Below are 19425 nucleotides of genomic sequence, written 5' to 3'. Positions count from 1 at the left end.
ACCCGGGCGGGTGGTGGCCACAGCTCGTTTAAGGACGCTTAGCGCCGCAGGATGGCGGTCAGCCGCTCCATGTCGTGGCGGGCGCGCGTGCGGCCCAGGTAGACCACTGCGCCGATGGCGGCAGCAATGCCCAGGACCATGGGCAGGACCCAGGGAAGCCAGGTCAGGCCGGGCAGGTAGCCGAAGCCGGCCGCCATCAGGATGATCCATGCCAGGGCTGCGACACCCACGGCGATACCCGCCGGAAGCACCGCGCCGTACTTGGCGTGGCGCTTGTCATTGGCCCAGACGATGAAACCGCCGGCGGCGGTGGCCAGCACCACGATGGTCAGCGAAAGCATGGATCTCCTCCTACGCGCGGGCTAGAACTGGCCGAAGCCCACGCGGCGGACCTCTTCTGCTCCGATTTCGACGTATGCCAGGGCATTCCCGGGAACGATAATCAGGCGTCCCTTGTCATCCTTGAGGCGCAGCTCATTGCCTTCGCTGATGGCCTCGCCAACAACCTTGGCCACCGTCTCGGCATCCTGGGTCGATTCCAGTACGATTTCGCGGCCAACGTTCTGAACGCCGATCTTAATTTCCAAGGGGGCCTCCCAGCCTGTGAAGTGCTCGTACTTCTCTACGAGGTGTTGTCTTATTTGTAGTCTAGGACTCTTTGGGGAAGCGAGAGATTCCGCGCCAAGCTAAACGGTAGATGAGGTCGCTGGCCACATCGAGGTCCAGGTTGCCATCGGTTTCCAGCCAGTACCGTGCACTGACCTGCGCCATTCCGGCCAGGCCGCGGCCCAGCAGTTCCGCCTCGAGATGGGGGAGCTTGGTGTCCTCGGCGATGACCCGTGCAATGGCATCGGCGAAGGTCCGGTTGAAAGTCTCCAGCCGGGAGCTGACGTCGGGATCGTTGATCAGGTCGGATTCGAAGACCAGCCGGTGGGCCTGGTCGTCGCTGGCGATGAAGTGGAAGTACGCGCGCATGACGGCCTGGACGCGTTCGTCGTTGTCCGTGGTGGAGTTCAGGGCACCGAGCATCAATTCGGTCAGGGATGCCAGGTGGCTTTCGAGCAGGGCGAGGTACAGGTCGCGTTTGGAAGGGAAGTGCTGGTACAGCACCGGTTTGCTCACATGGGCAGTCTCAGCGATCTCGTCCATGGCAGCGCCGTGGTAGCCGTTGGCAACGAACACTTCCTGGGCCGCAGCAAGGAGTTGGGCGCGGCGCTCATCCCGGGGCAGCCGGGCGGACCGTTGGCCTGCGGGGCGGGAGGGAGTTTGCGGTTCGGCGGCGGGCGGGCGGTCGGCCCGTGCTTCAGGGACCACAGTTGTCCTTCTTTCCATTGCAGTTACCCTTCACTTTACTGCGGGGTAATATGACCCGGCGGTATCCCGGGGCATACATTGAAGTATGGCTTCGTCTTTCACCGCAAATGTTTCAACCCTTTCCCTGGATCCGCTGGTGGAACCGGCTGCGGACCTGACCCCGGACGAGGTGGAGCGGTACTCCCGGCACCTGATCATTCCCGAGATCGGAGCACTGGGGCAGCGGCGGCTCAAGAACGCCAAGGTCCTGGTGATCGGGGCCGGCGGGTTGGGCGCCCCGGCACTGCTGTACCTTGCCGCGGCGGGTGTTGGCACCATTGGCATCATTGACGACGACGTGGTGGACCTGAGCAACCTGCAGCGCCAGGTCATCCACGGGGTGAGCGATGTGGGACGGCCCAAAATCGAGTCGGCGCGCGATGCCATCGCCGAGCTGAATCCGCTGGTGGACGTCCGGCTGCACAACGTGCGCCTGGACTCGTCCAACGCCCTTGAGCTGTTCAGCGGATACGACCTCATCCTGGACGGTGCCGACAACTTCGCCACGCGCTACCTGGTCAACGACGCCGCCGCCATCCTGGGCAAGCCCTACGTGTGGGGTTCCATCTTCCGTTTCGATGGCCAGGTCAGCGTCTTCTGGGAAAAGCACGGCCCCACCTACCGCGACCTCTACCCGGAGGCGCCGCCCGCAGGTTCGGTTCCTTCCTGCGGTGAGGGCGGCGTGTTCGGCATGCTGTGCGCTGCCGTGGGGTCGCTGATGGTGACCGAAGCAGTGAAGTTGATTACCGGCGTCGGACGTTCCCTGCTGGGGCGTGTGGCACTGTTCGACGCCCTGGGCGGCAGCTGGCGCGAGATCCGCGTGTCCAAGGACCCTGCGGCGGAACCCATCACCGAACTGACGGACTACGAGGCTTTCTGTGGCATTGCCCCCGCAGCCGAAGCGGACAAGGAACACACGGTCACCGCCACGCAGCTCGCCACCATGCTCGCCTCGCGGAAAGCCGGGCTCAAGGATTTCGAGCTGGTGGACGTCCGGGAAGCAGGGGAGTACGACATCGTGCGGATCGATGGCGCCACGCTCATCCCGCAGGGCCGCATCCTGGCCGGCGAGGCCTGGGATGAACTTCCGCAGGACCGGGACATCGTGTTCCACTGCAAGGCCGGGACCCGTTCCGCCAACGTGCTGGCGGCGGCGCGGCAGGCCGGCTATCAGCGGGTGAGCCATCTCGACGGCGGGATCCTGGCCTGGGTGCGGGACGTGGAACCCGAAAAGCCCGTCTACTAACTGCGTGCTCTATCAGATATGGCTCCCAAACCGATGGTTTGGGAGCCATATCTGATAGAGCAACTTAGGGGTGGGTCAGGCGGTTTCGCGGCCTTTGTGGTCCACCGGGCACTCGGCCTCAGCGGGTGCAGCGGAAGCAGCGGGGGAGGTGGCGGGCTGTTCGACGGTGATGCCGTACAACGCTTCCAGCGCTGCCACGTAGTCGTCCTGCTGGCCGTTGGCGGCGAGTTCGCGGGCGCGCACCGTAGGCACGTGCAGCAACTGCTTGACCATGCGGCGGAGGGCAAACTCCACTTCTTCGGCGGCGGCGGTGCAGCCGTGCCGGGCCCGGACCTTTTCCATTTCCGCGTCCAGCACGTTCATGGTGTGGCGCCGGAGGGCAACGATGGCCGAATCGACGGAGCGGGCTTCGCGTTCCTGCTCAAAGGCCTTCGCCGCACCCTTAACGATGCCGCTGGCCTGGGCGAGCGATTCCGCCTGTTCCTGCGGTGCCGCGAGCCGGACCGATTCGAGGGTCAGCAGCTCCACGCCGTCCAGCTCGCCGACGGCGGGGTCGAAGTCGTGCGTGAGGGCCAGGTCGATGGCGATCAGGGGCTGCGCGGAATCGGCGCGGACCTGCGCCAGTTCATCCGCCTCAACGCGGGTATCCGAACCGCTGCAGCCGATCATGACGTCGGCAGCTGCCACCGCGGGCCGCAGGGAGTCCACGTCCAGGGCCACGCCGCCGCGCGAGGCCACGAAGCCTTCTGCCCGGCCGGATGAGGAAAAGACGGAGATGTCCGTGCAGCCGCGTTCACGCAGGAGTGCCATGGTGGCCCCGGCGTAGGCCCCGGTCCCGAACAGCACAACCTTCTTGGTTGACCAGTCAGGGTTTTCGGAAAGATCGGTGGCCAGGTCCAGTGCCACGGAGACGATGGAAAGGCCGCGGGAACCAAGGGCGGTCTGGGCGCCCACGTCCTTGGCGGTCTTTGAGGCGGCCTGGAACAGCCGGACCAGGCCGGCGCTGGCGGTGCCATCGTGCTGGGCGTTGATCAGCGCCCGCCGCACCTGCCCGGCAATTTCGCGTTCACCCACGACGGCGGAGTCCAGTCCCGCGCTGACGGCGAACAGGTGCTGGGTCACCTCGGGTCCGGTCCGGGTGCTGAAGGAACGGGACACGAGGGGTTCGGCCAGGCCACTGGCCTCGCTGATCCGGGATACGAGGGCTGCCCGGGCCGCTTCGACGTCGTTCGGGTTGGGCGCCTCACCGTAGATTTCGTAGCGGTTGCAGGTGGCAAGGACCACCGCCCCGGCCACGGCAGGGGATTCGGTCAGCGCGGATGCGGCAATCCCGGAGGAACCGTTGCTCAACTGAGCAACGGTTTCAAGATCGATGTCGGCGTGTGTAGCCACCAATGAGAAAAGAACCACAGCAGACCAATCATAGCTTTTTCGTCGCCCGGTAGAACAACCTCCGGAAAGGATAGTCGCCACACGTCGAGGTGATTCGCGCCACCTCACTTGACCCGGCCCTGGCAGCGACAGGTTGTCGTTATCTTTTGCTGCTCTTTTTGGGCACAATCAAAAGCATGACTCCTAGCCCCGCCGTCTCAGCTGCCGGCGCCCTCGCCGCAGACCATCCACTGATGGACGGCCGCACCGCCGACTCCCCGCTGATCACGGCTTACCGCGGGGGCAAGCCGTCCCGCCGTCCCGTGTGGTTCATGCGGCAGGCGGGCCGGTCGCTGCCGGAATACCTGAAGGTGCGCGAGGGCATCGCGATGCTGGACTCCTGCCTCCGTCCTGAGCTGGCCTCCGAGATTACCCTGCAGCCCGTCCGCCGCCACGACGTGGACGCAGGCATCTTCTTCTCCGACATCGTGATCCCCTTGAAGCTGGCGGGCGTTGGAGTGGACATCGTGCCCGGGGTGGGGCCCGTCCTGGAAAAGCCCGTGCGCACCGCGGCCGACGTTGCCGCCCTGCCGCAGCTCACCTGGGAAGCCCTGGAGCCCATCCGCGAAGCCGTCCGGCTGACCGTGGCCGAGCTGGGCAAGACACCCCTGATCGGCTTCGCCGGTGCACCCTTTACCCTTGCCGCCTACATGGTGGAGGGAAAGCCGTCCCGCGACCACCTTGGCCCCCGGACCATGATGCACGCGGACCCGGAGACCTGGGCCGCGTTGGCCAACTGGGCTGCCGACGCCTCCGGCATGTTCCTCCAGGCCCAGCTCGAGGCGGGCGCCTCCGCCGCCCAGCTCTTCGACTCCTGGGCAGGCTCGCTGGGACTGGCCGACTACACCAAATATGTTGCGCCGGCGTCGGCCCGTGCCCTGGACCATGTCCGCCACCTCGGCGCCCCGCTGATCCACTTTGGCACCGGCGCCTCCGAACTCCTCGTGGCCATGCGCGACGTAGGCGTGGACGTGGTGGGCGTTGACTACCGGCTGCCGCTCGACGAGGCGAACCGCCGCCTGGGCGGAACGGTCCCGCTGCAGGGAAACATCGACCCCGCGCTGCTGTCAGCCCCCTGGGAAATCCTCGAAGCCCACGTCCGCGAGGTCATAGCCGCGGGATCGGCAGCTCCGGGCCACGTCCTGAACCTTGGCCATGGCGTACCGCCGGAAACGGACCCCGACGTCCTGACCCGGGTCGTGAAACTCATCCACTCCATTTCACCGGAGTAAACCCGTGGGCAGCTCTCCGGCAGCGCCCGGCACAGCGTTGGTGGTGGGCGGCGGGATCTCCGGGCTCCTGTCCGCCCGGGAACTTGCCGCCGCCGGCCACCAGGTGACAGTCCTTGAAGCGGGGACGTCATGGGGCGGCTGCGTGGGCAGCCACGTGGTGGCCGGACTCACCCTTGACAGCGGCGCCGAGTCGTTCGCCACAAGGTCCGACGCCGTCGCCCGGCTCTGCGCCGAGCTCGGCCTGGGCGGAAAGATCGTTCCCCCGCGGCCCGGCGGTGCCTGGGTGCAGCTTCCGGACGGGCCCCGCGAACTGCCCCGGACCGGAGTCCTGGGCATTCCGGCGAACCCCTGGGATCCTGAGGTCCGCCGCACCCTGGGCACACTCGGCTCGCTGCGCGCCTCCCTGGACCGCTTGCTGCCTTCCTCCGTAGGAGCCGGCGCGGGGGTTACCAGCGTGGCCGCGCTGGTCCGGGCCCGGATGGGTTCACGGGTGCTGGAACGGCTCGTCTCGCCGGTGGTGGGCGGCGTCCACTCAGCCGACCCCGCCCTGCTGGACGTCGACATGGTGGCCCCGGGTCTCCGTGCGGGCCTGCGGAAGCACGGCTCGCTCGCGGCGGCGGTGCTGGCGCAGCGCCGCCGCGCAGGTACGGCGGCAGCCCAACGGGCCCAGCAAGGACAACCAGCGCACCAAGCCCACCCAAACCAGCCAGGTGAGCCTGCCAAGGCAGGCTCCGCCGTCGCCGGCCTCGAAGGCGGCATGCACATCCTGGTGGACGCCCTGGTGGCGGATCTTCAGCGCCTGGGCGTGACGCTGCTGCCGGGCACTCCCGCCACGGCTGTCGCCCGCACCCGGGACGGCTGGCGCGTGGAAGCGGCCGGAACTTCCTATAGCGGTGCCTTGCTGGCCATGGCCGTGGACGGCCCTGCCGCCGTCGAGCTCCTGGAAGGTGCCGTTCCTGCCATCGCAGGGAAGAAGCCGGCCTCCGGGCCGGACGTCAAGCTGGTCACGCTGGTCCTGGACAAACCGGACCTGGACCGAAGGCCCCGGGGAACCGGAATCCTGGTGGCCCCGCAAACGCCGGGGATTCAGGCCAAGGCCCTGACGCATGCCACCGGCAAATGGGACTGGCTGGCTGCTGCCGCCGGTCCCGGGAGGCACGTGGTGCGCCTCTCCTACGGCCGGGTGGATGGCGCTTCCGCCCAGCCTGCGGGGCCGCAAACCGATGAAGAGCTGTTCGCGGCCGCCGTCCGTGACGCGTCCGCCCTGCTCAGCGTCCGCATTGTGGGTGAAGACGTGCGGGGCTGGGACGTGGTCCGGTGGCGCGGAGCCCTGCCGTTCGCGGCGGTGGGGCACCGTGCCCGCGCAGCGGAAATCCGCCGGGCCTGCACTGCTGCCGGCGGCCTGGCCGTCGTTGGCGGCTGGGTGGCGGGGAATGGATTGGCCGCCGTCGTTGCCGACACACGTGAGCAAATCGGCCAACTGGCCGCCGCCTGAGCATCGCTGCTGGTCAGGCGTCTAAGCGCGGTTTCCTAAGCCCGTCCAGCCCACCTCCGCCGGTCTCTCCGGTTTTCAATCGGCCAACCGTTCTGGTTAGGGTCGATGACTATGGTTTCAAACAGGTCCGAGCTTTCACTGTCCCGGACCGGTATCCATGGGGGAATCCGACGCGGCACCGCAGCAGCGGCCGTCGGAGCGGTACTGGTTCTTTCCACCGGCGTCCAGGCAGCCTTGGCTGACGATGCAGTTTCCCCTCCCCAGGACCCGCCGGTGCAGGCTTCCGCGGCAGCATCCGCGGCGGCGTTCGGACTTACCATCGCTTCCGGTCAAGGCATCCCGGGGCAGCAGGAAGCCAGCCGGGGCGATGAAAACGGTGCACCCGGACATCAGGGTGACGCCCCTGCCGGCACCCCTGCAACCCGGGCCCCGGGGGCCCCGTCCCCGTCCATCTCCCTGCCGGGTACCTTGCTTCCGGTGATCACAGGTTCCGCGACTGCAAGTACCACGCCCTCCCCGTCGCCGACGGCCTCCGGGACGCCGCTGGCACCTGCCACCCGGACCACAGACCCCGCGGCTCCAACCGGCACCGGATCCGCCCCGGCCACCGTCCGGCCGGGATCCCCCTCGGCGTCCGGCGCTGCCCCCGCTGCCGGGAACTCCAATGTGGCAGGCGCTCCCGTTCAGTCCCCGGCTCCAGCCAGTGGGATGGGAACAGGAGGTGTTCCGGGACGGGTCGATCCAGCCGCCAGTGCACGGTCCGCCGTGTCGGGTGCCGCCGGAGCGGATAGCTCTGCGGTCCCGGGAATCTTTGCGGCCAACGTCAATGCTGCGGGCCAGGAGGGCACCACGGGCGCAGGGGCAAGCGGTGCAGGGACCAGCGGCGCAGAAGCAACGCCTGGCCCGGCCCTTCCAACTGCGCTGTCCATCAACGCGCGCCAGTCCCTGCCCACCCGCGCGCCACAGGCTGCCGGTGCACCTGCCGGCCCGGGCCGGGCAGTGTCATCCACCGGGCCGCTGCCGGATGTGCCGGATGCCATGGTGTGGCTGGGGGCGGGCCTGGTGGGTGTAGGAGCCGCCGCGGGGCTGGTGTTCCTGCGGATGCGCCGCTTCTAAAAGCCCTACATGAAGATGACCAAAGGCACCCTTGAATGTGACTTTGCACACTTCTACGAGTTGTAGAACTATTCGGTTTCGTCTTGGGGGCAGGGAAGGGGCAAACTTGTAACCATGAGCCACACTTCTGCCGAATCTGTCACTAAAACCGAAGAATCAGCCGAGCAGTTCTTTACCCTTTGGACGGTCTTCAAGCGGTCGGAGTCAGTGGTCCGCAGCGCCAATGCCGCCGCCGACTTCGAGGCGCTGCTGGAGCGGCTCGCCGCTGCCGGCGTGACCCACCGGGGAAGCTACGACGTCTCCGCCATGCGCGCCGACGCCGACGTCATGGTGTGGCTCCACGGTCCCAAGCCGGAAGCCCTGCAGCAGGCCATCCGCGATATCCGCCGCAGCACGCTCTTCGCCGGCACCGAAATCGTCTGGTCCGCCATGGGTGTGCACCGCGAAGCCGAGTTCGCCAAGAACCACACGCCCGCCTACTCACGGGGCGTGGCTCCGGCCGAGTGGCTTTGCGTCTACCCGTTCGTCCGCTCCTACGAGTGGTACCTCCTGCCCGAGGCCGAGCGCGGCAAGATGCTCCGCGACCACGGCCTGCTGGGACGCGACTTCCCGCAGGTCATCTCCAACACCGTGTCCTCCTTCGCCCTGGGCGACTGGGAATGGATCCTGGGCCTGGAAGCGCCGGAACTGGTGGACCTGGTGGACTTGATGCGGCACCTCCGCTCAACCGAGGCACGGAACCATGTCCGTGAAGAAATCCCCTTCTACACCGGACGCCGGATCACCGCCGAGGAAGTTGCCGAGGTGCTGGCATGAGCCCCGAACAGCAGGCCACTGCCGTCAACCCCGTCACCGAAGCAGGACGCATGGCGCCGAAAAATTACGACGCCGTCCTGCTCGCCTCCTTCGGCGGCCCGGAGGGACAGGAGGACGTCATTCCGTTCCTCCGCAACGTCACCCGCGGCCGCGGCATCCCGGACGAACGGCTTGAGGAAGTCTCGCACCACTACCGGGCCAACGGCGGCATCAGCCCCATCAACCAGCAGAACCGCGAGCTCAAGGCAGCGCTGGAAGCCGAACTGGCCGCCCGCGGCATCGAGCTCCCCGTGCTGTGGGGCAACCGCAACTGGGCGCCCTATATCCCGGAGACACTGCAGGAAGCGTACGACGCCGGCCACCGCCGGGTGCTGATGCTCACCACCAGTGCCTACTCCTGCTACTCCAGCTGCCGCCAGTACCGCGAGGACATTGGCATAGCGCTGACGGAGACCGGCCTGGACGGCAAACTCGAGGTGGACAAGGTCCGCCAGTACTTCGACCACCCCGGCTTCGTGGAGCCCTTCGTGGAAGGCACCGCCGACGGCCTGGCGGAGGTCCGCGCCAAGCTGGCCGAAGCCGGAACGCCCGACGCCCCCGTGCACATCCTGTTCGCCACCCACTCCATCCCCACCCGCGACGCCGAAGCAGCGGGCCGGTCCGAGGGTGAGCCGCGGGAGTTCGAGGAAGGGTCCGCCTATGTGGCCCAGCACCTCGCCAATGCCGCTGCCGTCATCGAGCGCGTCCAGGGCGAATCCGGGCTGACCGCACCGTGGTCCCTTGTGTACCAGTCCCGTTCGGGTGCCCCGCACGTGCCGTGGCTGGAACCGGACATTAACGACGCCATCGAGGAGCTGTCAGGCCAGGGCGTCAAGGGCATCGTCATCGTCCCGCTTGGCTTCGTCAGCGACCACATGGAAGTTGTCTGGGACCTGGACACCGAGGCGATGGAAACCTGCGCCAACCTGGGCCTGGCCGCCACCCGTGTCCCCACGCCGGGGACGCACCGTAAGTTCGTCGACGGCCTGGTGGACCTCATCTGCGAACGGACCGTGGCCAACAACATCAGCGACCGCCCGGCCCTGACGGATCTTGGTCCCTGGTACGACGTCTGCCGGCCGGGATGCTGCGCCAACTTCCGCGGCGAAAAGCCCACCATCGCAGGCGCCGACACCACGGTTGGCACCGGCCACGACCCCTACCCGGCCGCTGCTGCCGGGGAAACGGCCCAGCCGTGACAGTCCGCATTGGAACCCGCGCCAGCAAGCTGGCGCTCACCCAGACACAGCAGACCGCAGACCAGCTGGCCGCCGTCGGAGGTTTCCCGGTGGAACTGGTGCACGTCCGCACCGATGGCGACGTCCTCACCGGGTCGTTGTCCCAGATGGGCGGCACGGGCGTCTTCGTCGCTGCCCTGCGTGATGCGCTGCTGCGCAATGAGTGCGACGTAGCGGTTCATTCGCTCAAGGACCTGCCCACCGGGGCCGCAGTCGGACTGAGCCTTGCCGCCACCCCGCGCCGCGTCGACGTCCGCGACGTCCTGTGCGCCCGCGACGGACTCAAGCTGGCAGACCTGCCGGCCGGTGCCCGCGTAGGCACAGGTTCGCCCCGGCGTGCAGCCCAGTTGCGCGCCGCCCGTGCGGACCTGGACATTGTCGATATCCGCGGCAACGTGGACACCCGCCTGGGCCGTGTTCCCGGATTGCCCGGCAACTCCACGAACCAGGTGGTAGCCGGCAAGTCCTGCGACCTCGATGCCGTCGTCCTCGCCGCAGCCGGCCTGGAGCGGATCGACAGGCTGGACGCCGTCACCGAGTACCTCGAAACCGACGTCATGCTGCCCGCCGCCGGCCAGGGATCCCTGGCCATCGAGTGCCGCACCGCCGACGCCCCGCCAAAGCCTGGATCGGACGAAGGATCCCGGGCGGTCCTGGCCCAGGCCCTGGCCGCGCTGGACGACCCCGACACCCGCTTGGCTGTCACCGCCGAACGCGCCCTGCTGGCCCGGCTCGAAGCAGGCTGCGCAGCTCCCGTCGGCGCCTACGCCTACCGGAAGGGCAGCATGCTGCACCTGGAGGCCGTGGTGTGCGCCGTCGACGGTACGGACACGGTGCGGGACAAGCGCGCTACCGACGGGCTGACCGAAGTCGGTGCCACCCTGCTGGGAATCGAACTGGCTGAAGCCCTCCTGGCCGCCGGAGCCGCCGACATCGCAGACCTGCAGGCGTCCTGACCTGGCAATGACGCAGCCATCCAGCAGATCCGGACCGGACGATCCGAACGGCGGCAAGCCGCTCGGCGGGGTCCGGGTCCTGGTCACGCGCAGCCCCGAACGCTCCGCAGCCCTGGTGGCAGCCCTGCGCGATGCCGGTGCCACGCCGGTACTGCTCCCGCTCATCGACTTCGAACGGGCCCCGGACCAGCACGCGCTGGACGTCGCCTGCGATGCCCTCGCGGCGGGCGCCTTCGATTGGCTGGTGGTCAGCAGTGCCACCAGCGTGCACGTCCTGAAGGAAAAGGCGGCTGAACGCGGCCTGCGCCTGGACCGGCTGGTTCCTTCCCGTACCCGGATCGCCGCCGTCGGTCCCGCGACGCACCGGCTGCTGGAGGCAGGCGGACTGGCCGTAACCCTCACCCCGGACGGAGAACAGTCGGCTGCGGGCCTGCTGGCAGTGTGGCCCGGCGGCGGCAGAGTGTTCCTGCCCCAGGCGGACATCGCCGCACCCGCCCTCGCGGAGGGCCTGGCGGCCGCGGGCAGTTCCGTTGACGCGGTGACCGCATACCGCACCGTGGACTACCCTGCGGCAGCGGAGCGACGGCTCGCCGTGCAGCCGGAGGACAGCGACGCCGGCCCGCAACCGCCGTCGTACTCCCTCCTGACGCCGGAAACCGCCGCAGCGGACATCTCCGCCGGACGAATCGCCGCCGTGATCGCAGCCTCCCCGAGCGCCGTTCGCCGGATCGCCGCGCTGGGGCCGCTGGGCGGCTGCCGACTGGTGGCCATAGGACGTACGACGGCGGACCAGGCCGCCGCCGTGGGCCTGGACGTGGCGGCGGTGGCGGTTGAGCCGACGCCGGACGGGCTGGTGGCGGCCGTGGCCAAAGCACTCAACCCGCCCTGACCGGGACCGGCACTTCCCCAAAAAGGCTTTACAACCAATGCGAAGGACAGGATCCATGACTTTCCCCAACCAACGCCCCCGCCGCCTGCGCACCACCCCCGCCATGCGCCGATTGACCGCCGAAACCCGTCTTGCGCCGGCGGAACTCATCCTTCCAGCGTTCATCCGGGAAGGCCTCACCGAACCCAACCCCATCACGTCCATGCCCGGCGTGGTCCAGCACACCACCGACACCCTGAAGCGCGCCGCGGGCGAAGCCGTTGAGCTTGGCCTGGGCGGCATCATGCTCTTCGGTATCCCCGAAACCCGCGACCCCGAAGGCTCGGCAGCGCTTGACCCGGACGGTGTGCTGAACAAGGCCATCCGGGACGTCCGTGCCGAGGTGGGTGACGACCTGGTGATCATGAGCGACGTGTGCCTGGACGAATTCACCGACCACGGCCACTGCGGAGTGCTCGACGCCGACGGGTACGTGGACAACGACCGCACCGTGGAGATCTACGCCCGCATGGCGGTGGCGCAGGCGGAGGCCGGGGCCCACATGCTGGGCCCGTCGGGCATGATGGACGGCCAGATCGCCGCCATCCGCTCGGCCCTGGATGAGGCCGGCCACGTCAACACCTCACTCATCGCCTACGCGGCAAAGTACGCCTCCGCGTTCTACGGCCCGTTCCGTGAAGCGGTGGACTCCCAGCTGAAGGGCGACCGCCGGACCTACCAGATGGATGCCGGCAACCGCACCGAAGCCCTGCGCGAGGTGGAACTGGACCTGGCCGAGGGCGCCGACATCATCATGGTCAAGCCGGCCATGAGCTACCTGGACATTGTGGCGGACGTTGCCGCCATGAGTCCCGTGCCCGTATCCGCCTACCAGATCTCCGGCGAATACGCGATGATCGAGGCCGCGGCCGCCAACGGTTGGATCGACCGCCGGGCCGCCATCACCGAATCAGTGCTGGGCATCCGGCGCGCGGGAGCCCACACCGTCCTCACTTACTGGGCCGCCGAACTGGCCGGCTGGCTCAAGGACTCCCGGTGACGGACGGGACTGCTGCCTCTCCCACCGCACCGGTGGGGGAGGACCGGATCCTCCTGGGCCTGAACACCTTCGGCGACGTTGGTGAGAATCCCGACGGCAACCCGCAGCCGCACGCCCAGGTCCTGCGCCAGCTGCTGGAACAGGCGGAACTGGCGGACTCCGTCGGACTCCACGCCTTTGGCGTGGGGGAGCACCACCGCAAGGACTACGCCGTGTCCGCGCCGGAGGTCTTCCTGGCCGCTGCCGCAGCGCGAACATCCCGCATCCGCCTGGGCTCCGCCGTCACGGTCCTGAGTTCCGACGACCCCATCCGGGTATTCCAACGGTTCGCCACGGTGGACGCCATCTCCAACGGGCGCGCTGAAGTGATGCTGGGCCGCGGATCGTTCATCGAATCCTTCCCGCTGTTCGGGCTGGACCTGGCCGACTACGAGGTCCTGTTCGAGGAGAAACTCGAGCTGTTCCACAAGGTGCGGGCGCAAAAGCCCGTGCGCTGGGAGGGCCGCACCCGGCCGGCACTCGCCGGCCTGAGCGTCTACCCGACGCTGGAACACCACCTCCTGCCCACCTGGATCGGAGTGGGCGGCACGCCGGAATCAGTGCTCCGCTGCGCCCAGTACGGCTACCCGATCATCTTCGCCATCATCGGCGGCCAGCCGCGCGGCTTCAAGCCGCTGGCGGACCTGTACCGTGAGGCGATGGCCAAGTACGGGCACCCCATGCAGCAGGTTGCCACCCACTCACCCGGCCACGTCGCCGATACCGACGAGCAGGCCCGGGAAGAGCTGTTCCCGCACTGGCTCAAGCTGCGCAACAAGCTGGGGGCCGAGCGCGGATGGGGGCCGGCGGGGCGGGGCGAGTTCGATGCCCTGTGCTCCACCGAGGGCGCCCTGTACGTCGGATCGCCGGAAACAGTGGCCCAAAAGATCGTCCGGCTCAAGCGGAACCTGGGCGTGGACCGCTTCGACCTCAAATACAGCAACGGGCCGCTCCCGCACGCGGCCATGATGCGCTCCATCGAACTGATGGGTACGGCGGTGGCGCCCCGCGTGGCGGAGCTGCTCGCCGGCTAACTGTGCCTTCCGGCTAACTGAGAGAATAGGAACCATGACTTCCAGCAATCCTCGCAACGAGGCACTCTTCGACCGCGCCCGCCAGCTGATGCCGGGCGGCGTCAACTCCCCGGTCCGGGCTTTCGGTTCCGTCGGCGGAACGCCGCGCTTCATGGTCTCCGCCAAGGGCCCGTACCTGACGGACGCCGACGGCAAGGAATACGTCGACCTCGTCTGCTCCTGGGGCCCGGCGCTCCTGGGCCACGCCCACCCTGCCGTCCTGGATGCCGTGCACGCCGCCGTCGACCGCGGCCTGTCCTTCGGTGCCTCCACCCCTGACGAGGCCAACCTCGCGGAGATCGTCAAGGAACGCGTCCCCGCCGTCGAACGCCTCCGCATGGTGTCCACCGGCACCGAGGCCACCATGACCGCCGTTCGGCTGGCGCGAGGGTTCACCGGCCGCAACCTCATCATCAAGTTTGCCGGCTGCTACCACGGCCACCTGGACGGTCTCCTGGCCGCGGCGGGCTCCGGCGTGGCCACCCTGGCCCTGCCCGGTTCCGCGGGCGTCACGGAGGCCACGGCCGCCGAGACCCTGGTGCTGCCCTACAACGACCTCACGGCCGTCAAGGAAGCCTTCGCCGCCCACGGCCAGAACATCGCGGCGGTCATCACCGAGGCCGCGCCGGCCAATATGGGCGTCGTCACTCCTGCCGAGGGATTCAACGCCGGGCTGTCCCGGATCACCCGCGAGCACGGCGCACTCCTCATCGTCGATGAGGTCCTCACCGGCTTCCGTACCGGCTACTCCGGCTACTGGGGCCTCACCGGCGGGGCGCCCGACGCCGAGGACCCCTGGACGCCCGACCTGCTTACCTTCGGCAAGGTCATCGGCGGTGGAATGCCGACGGCGGCACTCGGCGGCCGTGCCGACGTCATGGACTACCTGGCCCCCACGGGCCCGGTGTACCAGGCAGGAACCCTGTCCGGAAACCCGGTGGCGATGGCGGCGGGTGTGGCAACGCTGACCCACGCCACCCGCGACGTCTACTCCTTCATCGACGTCCGGTCGCTGGAGCTCTCCTCGGCGCTGTCCAACGCGCTGGATGCCGCGGGTGTGGACCACTCCATCCAGTTTGCCGGGAACCTCTTCTCGGTGGCCTTCGGAACCTCGGCCCACGGCGTGCACAGCTACGCCGACGCCCAGGCCCAGGAGGCGTTCCGCTACGCCCCGTTCTTCCACTCCATGCTGGAATCCGGGGTCTACCTGCCGCCGTCGGTCTTCGAGGCCTGGTTCCTGTCGGCCGCCCACGACGACGCCGCCATGAACCGCATCTACGACGCCCTCCCCGCGGCAGCGAAGGCAGCAGCCGCCGCACAGGGCTGAGCCCGGGCCGAAAGGCGCATCCCGCCGTCGGGTACTAACCGAAAAATCCCCGTCTTCCAGACAAATCCCCGCCTCTTGTGAGGGGGAAATGTCCGGGAGACGGGGATTTCCCGTTGGTTCGCTACAGGACGTCCGAGAGGAAGCCCTTGAGCCGGTCCGTCCTGGGCTCGGTGAAGAGCTGCTCAGGGGACCCGGTTTCCACCACCACGCCGGCATCCATGAAGGTTACCGAGTCCGAAACGTTGCGGGAGAAGCCCATCTCGTGGGTCACCACCACCATGGTCATGCCGCCCTTCGCCAGGTCCGTCATCAACGCCAGAACGCCCTTGACCAGCTCAGGGTCCAGTGCGGAGGTGGCTTCGTCAAAGAACATGACCTCGGGCTTCATGGCAAGCGCCCTTGCGATGGCCACGCGCTGCTGCTGGCCGCCGGAGAGGTTGGCCGGGCGCGAATCCGCCTTGTGCTTCAGGCCCACCAGGTCCAGCTGTTCCAACGCTTCGCTGCGCGCCTGCTCCTTGGAGAGCTTGCGCAGTTTCCGCAGGGCCAGGGAGACGTTTTCCTCCACGGTCTTGTGCGGGAACAGGTTGAACTGCTGGAACACCATGCCGATCCGGCGGCGGAGTTCGTCCGGGTTGTCCTTCAGCACGGAACGGCCATCCAGCAGGATGTCGCCCTGGTCCGGCTCGATCAGCCGGTTCATCACTCTTAGCAGGGTGGACTTGCCCGAGCCCGACGGTCCGATGACGGATGCGGTGGTGCCCTGCGGAACGTGCAGGTCAATGCCCCGCAGGACGTGGTTACTGCCAAAGGAAAGGTGGATGTTCTTGGCGCTCAGGGTTCCTGATGCGAATTCGCTCATGCCTGGGCTCCCTTTCCAACGACGGCTGCGGCGTCGTCCGGTTCTTTCTTTTCGGGCCGCCCGGTACGCAGCCTGGCGTCGATGTAGTTGACCAGGTGGGTGAGCGGAATGGTCATGGCGAGGTAGAAAATCGCCGCTGCCACGTACGGGGACAAGTTCCCGCTGCGGGCGGCGGCGTCCTGGCCGATCTGGAACAGTTCCCGTTCCGTGGCCAGCAAGCCCAAGGTGAAGACCAATGAGGAATCCTTGATCAGCGCAATGAACTGGTTCATGAGGGCAGGAAGCACCCTGCGGATACCCTGGGGAACCACTACGAGCCGCATGGATGCGCCGTAGCCGAACCCCAGGGCGCGCGACGCCTCAAGCTGCCCTTTGTCCACGCTCTGGATGCCGGAACGGAAGATTTCGCCCGTGTACGCGGCGGCCATGAGCGACAGAGCTGCAACTCCCATGGGGTAGGGGCTGTTGCTACCGGTCATCTCGCGGAAGATTGGTCCGAACCCAAGGCCGATGACCAGGATGGTGAGGACGGCCGGGAGTCCACGAAATACGTCTGTGTACACCCGGGCCGCCCATCGTGCCACAGGATTCCGCGAAATTCCCATGAGAGCCAGGATCAAGCCGGCGAAGGCCCCGATAAGTCCCGAAGTGATCGCAAGGACCAGGGTGTTGGGCAGGCCCACAGTGAACATGCTTGGCAGAACCTCGGCGATCTTCTCCCAGTCAAGGAAGGTCTCTCCGAGTCGTGTCAGGAAATCCATATGGCGTCGCTATCTTTTCTGGGTAGCCGGTGTCTAGTTCGCTGGGACCTTGACGGCCTTGCTGCCCGGCTTCCAACCCTCGGGGGTCTGCTCGGCAGCCGTCGGGCGGTCCGTGTACCACTGGGCAGTCAGCTTGGACCAAGTGCCATCGGCAACTATGGCGTCAAGGGCCGAGTTCAGCGCTTCGAGCAGCGCAGGGTTGTCCTTGGCCACGGCGTACGCGGTGAAGTTCTGCGTGTTGAGCTTCTTCTCGGCGATTTTCGTGCCGTCTCCGGGCTTGACCTGGCCGGTGGCCTGCTGGGAAGGAGCCACCCAGGCGTCCACCTGCCCGCTCTTCAGGCTGGCAAAGACGGTGTTGTAGTCAGGGAAGGAAACGGGCTCAATGTTCAGGGTGTTCTTGACGTAGTCTTCCTGGACACTGCCGCTAACGACGCCGATGCGAAGGCCGCTCTTCAGCTCGGCGAACGTCTGAACCTTGGCGTTTTCCTTGGTTACCAGAGCCATGTAGCCGAAATCGTAACCATTGGTGAAGGCAACCGTTTCACGGCGGGCGTCCGTGGTGGAAATCGAGGAGGAGCCGACGTCGAACTGCTTGTTCTTGACCTGGCTGAGAAGCGCCTGGAACTTGGTGGAGGCGAACTCGATCTTGAGCCCCAGCTTGTCGGCCATGGCACGCAGAAGCTCATTGTCGTAGCCGGTGAACTTGCCGGACGCATCAACAAAGATATTCGGCGGGGCGTCTGACAAGGTCCCCACGCGCAGGGTGCCCTCGGTGGCGAGGCCGAGCTTGCTCTTGTCAATCTTGTCGATCGGGGTCACGTTGGCAGTGGTGTACTTGTCCAGCGTCTGCTGGTCACTGCCCTTCAGCGCATCCGTGGGGGTGCCGCTGGGCTGGGAAGATCCGCCGCCGCAGGCTGCGAGGGACACCGCGAGGGCAAGTGCAACGGGAGCGGTAGTGAGCCACTTCATCGCTTTGATTTTCATCAGGTTGTCACTTTCATGTGAGTCGTAAGTCGACCGGGCCGCAAGGCAGCGCTGTGGCGCCTGGCACCTGCCCGGCACGGGTTGGGCTGTCCGGGGCAGGGGTGACCGCAAAACTTTATTGTCTCACCAAGGCGGAACCGGAGCCTGGGCCGAAGCAACCTGCCCTCTGCTGCCACTGATGCCGAATTTTATGCGCTGGATCGGCTTTAGGCGCAGTATTTGGAGCGGAGCGCGCGCATGAAGGCGAACCAGGCTCGGTGGGTAGCGGCCCGTTTGTTTCGCGGCGTGACTGTGACATGCCTCCCACTTGGAGTAGGCCCGGCGGCCTAGAAGCCACCGGCCGTGGCGTCCTGCGGCGGAAGTACGGGCCAGTCTCCTTCGATGACGGCCGCCGGCTTGGTCTTTCGAAGATACCCCTGGAAGTCCGCCGCCTGGCTGACCGCCCAGTCCACCTGCAGCTGGTGCAGCTGGCTGGCGGGCATCATCAGCTTGGGAAACTTTCCCGCCATCGCATCAAGGACGCGGAGGGTTGCCAGGGCATCGGCAGCCGACGTGTGGGCATTGTCCAGGACCACTCCGTACTCCTCGCAAAGCGCGGTGAGTGTGCGTTTGCCCTTGCGGTACCTGTCAACCTGCTTGTTCATGATGTACGGGTCCAGGACGGGGAAGCGGGTGAGCTGCGGGATCCCGTAGCGGGCCGACTCGGCGGCAAGGACCGTGAAATCATAGCTGGCGTTGAAGGCGATCACCGGGGTTCCGGAATCAAAGAGCTCCTGGAGGACGCCCGCCACTTCCCGCGTGACCTCGTGTGCGGGCCGCCCGTCCCGCCTTGCCTGCTCCGTGGTGATGCCGTGGACGTCGCTTGCCTCGGTGGGGATTTCAACGCCGGGATCGGCCAGCCACTCGTGCTCGGTAATGACCTGGCCTTCGTGGTCCACCACGGTGATGGATGCCGTGACGATTCGTGCCGCCCTTGAATTGCGGCCGGTGGTCTCAAGATCGAAGGCTGCGCGGGGGAGCATGTTCCAGGAACTCATGCTTCAACGCTAAGGGGACCCACCGACAATTTCCGGGAGCGCCACTGCGGCTACATTGGATCAATGCGGAATGAGTACGTCCAAGCGGTCCTGGCCGTTGTCAGGCTGGTGCCTGCAGGGTCCGCGGTCTCGTACGGGGACGTCTCCGAGCTCCTGGGGTCAGGAGGTCCCCGCCAGGTGGGTTACGTCATGAGCCACCATGGCGGAGGTGTTCCCTGGTGGCGCGTCCTGAAAGCCAGCGGCCATGCACCGCAGGGCCATGAAGCCGAGGCTCTGCTCCTTTACCTTGACGAAGGAACCCCGCTTCTGGGGGCCTACAGTTCCTACTTGCGCACCGGGGAGGGGCGGTGGCGGGTGGATCTGGGGACCGCGCGATGGGCACCGGCAGACAGTGATTTTGACAGTATTGATGCCGTTGCCGAGGACCTGGAGCGCCGCCTCCACAGATTGTCGGTGGCTGATGATGGAATGAATTTGTGACCGTAACGATTCCTT

General features: G+C 67.2%; 20 protein-coding genes. 12 read left to right on the top strand and 8 right to left on the bottom strand.

Annotated elements, in window-relative coordinates; all coding sequences use genetic code 11:
• Nucleotides 1–38: 38 nt before the first annotated feature.
• The 3 genes from ACIGJD_RS13305 to ACIGJD_RS13295 all read right to left on the bottom strand — a co-directional run bounded on the left by ACIGJD_RS13305 (nt 39) and on the right by ACIGJD_RS13295 (nt 1314).
• Nucleotides 39–341, bottom strand: a complete 303-nt coding sequence (locus tag ACIGJD_RS13305) for a hypothetical protein (protein WP_483686592.1) — start codon at nt 339–341, stop codon at nt 39–41.
• A gap of 21 nt (nt 342–362) precedes the next feature.
• Complete coding sequence (locus ACIGJD_RS13300; protein ID WP_142133232.1) at nt 363–587, bottom strand: DUF3107 domain-containing protein; 225 nt, start codon at nt 585–587, stop codon at nt 363–365.
• A 61-nt stretch (nt 588–648) separates the two neighbouring features.
• On the bottom strand, nt 649–1314 hold the full coding sequence (locus ACIGJD_RS13295; protein WP_236798967.1) for a TetR/AcrR family transcriptional regulator: 666 nt from the start codon (nt 1312–1314) through the stop codon (nt 649–651).
• An 85-nt stretch (nt 1315–1399) separates the two neighbouring features.
• Between ACIGJD_RS13295 and moeB the strand changes: the two genes are divergently transcribed.
• A complete protein-coding gene (moeB, locus tag ACIGJD_RS13290; protein WP_483686591.1) occupies nt 1400–2599 on the top strand; it encodes a molybdopterin-synthase adenylyltransferase MoeB in 1200 nt (399 codons plus the stop codon).
• A gap of 75 nt (nt 2600–2674) precedes the next feature.
• On the opposite strand, the gene ACIGJD_RS13285 is transcribed toward moeB, so the two are convergent.
• Nucleotides 2675–4009: a glutamyl-tRNA reductase gene (locus tag ACIGJD_RS13285; protein WP_483686590.1), complete on the bottom strand. Its 1335-nt coding sequence runs from the start codon at nt 4007–4009 to the stop codon at nt 2675–2677.
• A gap of 158 nt (nt 4010–4167) precedes the next feature.
• Here ACIGJD_RS13285 and hemE point away from each other — a divergent pair, with 158 nt between their 5' ends.
• The 10 genes from hemE to hemL all read left to right on the top strand — a co-directional run bounded on the left by hemE (nt 4168) and on the right by hemL (nt 15289).
• The gene (gene hemE / locus ACIGJD_RS13280; protein WP_483686589.1) at nt 4168–5262 is read left to right on the top strand and encodes a uroporphyrinogen decarboxylase; all 1095 of its coding nucleotides are present in this window, start codon (nt 4168–4170) and stop codon (nt 5260–5262) included.
• Between the two features lie 4 nt (nt 5263–5266).
• The gene (gene hemG, locus ACIGJD_RS13275; RefSeq protein ID WP_483686588.1) at nt 5267–6757 is read left to right on the top strand and encodes a protoporphyrinogen oxidase; all 1491 of its coding nucleotides are present in this window, start codon (nt 5267–5269) and stop codon (nt 6755–6757) included.
• A gap of 105 nt (nt 6758–6862) precedes the next feature.
• Nucleotides 6863–7873 carry a hypothetical protein gene (locus ACIGJD_RS13270; RefSeq protein WP_483686587.1) on the top strand — a complete coding sequence of 337 codons (1011 nt, stop codon included), beginning with the start codon at nt 6863–6865 and terminating at the stop codon, nt 7871–7873.
• Between the two features lie 114 nt (nt 7874–7987).
• Nucleotides 7988–8689 carry a hydrogen peroxide-dependent heme synthase gene (gene hemQ / locus ACIGJD_RS13265; protein WP_483686586.1) on the top strand — a complete coding sequence of 234 codons (702 nt, stop codon included), beginning with the start codon at nt 7988–7990 and terminating at the stop codon, nt 8687–8689.
• Nucleotides 8686–9927, top strand: coding sequence for a ferrochelatase (locus ACIGJD_RS13260; RefSeq protein ID WP_483686585.1), 1242 nt, complete (start codon nt 8686–8688; stop codon nt 9925–9927). The genes hemQ and ACIGJD_RS13260 overlap by 4 nt, the downstream gene beginning before the upstream one ends.
• Complete coding sequence (hemC, locus tag ACIGJD_RS13255; protein ID WP_483686584.1) at nt 9924–10922, top strand: hydroxymethylbilane synthase; 999 nt, start codon at nt 9924–9926, stop codon at nt 10920–10922. Before ACIGJD_RS13260 ends, hemC begins: the two co-directional genes overlap by 4 nt.
• A gap of 7 nt (nt 10923–10929) precedes the next feature.
• Nucleotides 10930–11811 carry a uroporphyrinogen-III synthase gene (locus ACIGJD_RS13250; protein ID WP_483686583.1) on the top strand — a complete coding sequence of 294 codons (882 nt, stop codon included), beginning with the start codon at nt 10930–10932 and terminating at the stop codon, nt 11809–11811.
• A 55-nt stretch (nt 11812–11866) separates the two neighbouring features.
• Nucleotides 11867–12850, top strand: coding sequence for a porphobilinogen synthase (gene hemB / locus ACIGJD_RS13245; protein ID WP_483686582.1), 984 nt, complete (start codon nt 11867–11869; stop codon nt 12848–12850).
• Nucleotides 12847–13923: an LLM class flavin-dependent oxidoreductase gene (locus ACIGJD_RS13240; RefSeq protein WP_483686581.1), complete on the top strand. Its 1077-nt coding sequence runs from the start codon at nt 12847–12849 to the stop codon at nt 13921–13923. Before hemB ends, ACIGJD_RS13240 begins: the two co-directional genes overlap by 4 nt.
• 34 nt (nt 13924–13957) lie before the next feature.
• Nucleotides 13958–15289, top strand: a complete 1332-nt coding sequence (hemL, locus tag ACIGJD_RS13235; RefSeq protein WP_483686580.1) for a glutamate-1-semialdehyde 2,1-aminomutase — start codon at nt 13958–13960, stop codon at nt 15287–15289.
• A gap of 121 nt (nt 15290–15410) precedes the next feature.
• Here hemL and ACIGJD_RS13230 read toward each other — a convergent pair whose 3' ends face one another.
• From ACIGJD_RS13230 to ACIGJD_RS13215, 4 genes are all read right to left on the bottom strand, one after another.
• A complete protein-coding gene (locus ACIGJD_RS13230) occupies nt 15411–16148 on the bottom strand; it encodes an amino acid ABC transporter ATP-binding protein (RefSeq protein WP_483686579.1) in 738 nt (245 codons plus the stop codon).
• The gene (locus tag ACIGJD_RS13225) at nt 16145–16909 is read right to left on the bottom strand and encodes an amino acid ABC transporter permease (RefSeq protein WP_483686577.1); all 765 of its coding nucleotides are present in this window, start codon (nt 16907–16909) and stop codon (nt 16145–16147) included. Before ACIGJD_RS13225 ends, ACIGJD_RS13230 begins: the two co-directional genes overlap by 4 nt.
• Before the next feature lie 33 nt (nt 16910–16942).
• A complete protein-coding gene (locus ACIGJD_RS13220; RefSeq protein ID WP_286397969.1) occupies nt 16943–17893 on the bottom strand; it encodes a substrate-binding periplasmic protein in 951 nt (316 codons plus the stop codon).
• A 326-nt stretch (nt 17894–18219) separates the two neighbouring features.
• A complete protein-coding gene (locus ACIGJD_RS13215; protein WP_483686576.1) occupies nt 18220–18930 on the bottom strand; it encodes an exonuclease domain-containing protein in 711 nt (236 codons plus the stop codon).
• 63 nt (nt 18931–18993) lie between these two features.
• Here ACIGJD_RS13215 and ACIGJD_RS13210 point away from each other — a divergent pair, with 63 nt between their 5' ends.
• Complete coding sequence (locus ACIGJD_RS13210; protein ID WP_483686575.1) at nt 18994–19410, top strand: MGMT family protein; 417 nt, start codon at nt 18994–18996, stop codon at nt 19408–19410.
• Nucleotides 19411–19425 lie beyond the last annotated feature (15 nt).

This window comes from Arthrobacter sp. E1SS-5 (genome assembly GCF_057073715.1).
This window is presented reverse-complemented; position numbering and strand designations above follow the sequence as displayed.